Source organism: Leeuwenhoekiella sp. CH_XMU1409-2, assembly GCF_037029365.1.
Classification (GTDB): Bacteria; Bacteroidota; Bacteroidia; order Flavobacteriales; family Flavobacteriaceae; genus Leeuwenhoekiella; species Leeuwenhoekiella blandensis.
In genome coordinates this window covers 1-801 of sequence record NZ_JAYMEI010000052.1, presented here as the reverse complement: position 1 = coordinate 801, position 801 = coordinate 1, and the positions used below count along the sequence as shown (strand labels likewise).

The 801-nt window shown below is 29.2% G+C and carries 1 protein-coding gene and 1 pseudogene; both read right to left on the bottom strand.

What is annotated here, in order from left to right; all coding sequences use genetic code 11:
- Nucleotides 1-333 (bottom strand): annotated as a pseudogene (locus WA338_RS18835) (hypothetical protein); the annotation flags it as partial.
- A 7-nt stretch (nt 334-340) separates the two neighbouring features.
- A partial coding sequence (locus tag WA338_RS18830; protein WP_336094562.1) for a hypothetical protein occupies nt 341-801 on the bottom strand: 461 nt, incomplete at its 5' end.

Here is an 801-nt window from a genome sequence, read left to right as displayed (position 1 = left end):
ATTATTCTTAACCGTGTCTATAAATGTTGCCCATTCATTATTACGTGGTAAAGAATTATACTCAAGCCATCGAGGGGCAACATTTATTTTTTTCTCTTCATTAAGAACCTCTAAAATTTCAACCAATGGCTTTAAATCATCTAAAGGTTGTCTGATAGGTAGAATATTTTTTTGAGACCATATGTGTAATATAAGATCACAACATTCTTTTTTAAGCACTTTTTTTTCACTTTCCGAGTCGGCATCTTCTATATTTTGAATTAATTCTGCAATATAATGAGACATCCACCTTGCCAAGGTATTTACAGAATATTCCAAATCTAATTCCTTCACGATTTTTTCACCCAATTTTATGATCTCTTCCTCTGAGTGTTTTGACTGTTCGATTGGGTTTTATTAAATAAAGTTTGACATTACTTCTATTATCCTGATAACTATTGCGATAAACTCTTTCTTTAAGCTGTCTTTCTATTACGCATTTTATTATTAATGACTTTTGTTCAACTCTTAAAAATTTTAATAAAAAGTTTTCTTCTACTCGAAAAACGCTTCCTGAACTTAAAATTTTGGAATTGTAATCGCGGTCTCTATATTCTTGATCTGAAATTTCATTCCAATTTTTATATTCACTTATAAGTTGATTATCTAAATAACCTTTTTTATTTAAAGAATCATATTCAATTTGAAAATAACTATGGACTGTTTTTCCAAACTTTACAAAACCCTTCGATATATTATTGAATAGTTCATCGTGTATATCGAGACCTTCGTAATCACTCGAAATCTCATTTAACCATCCTC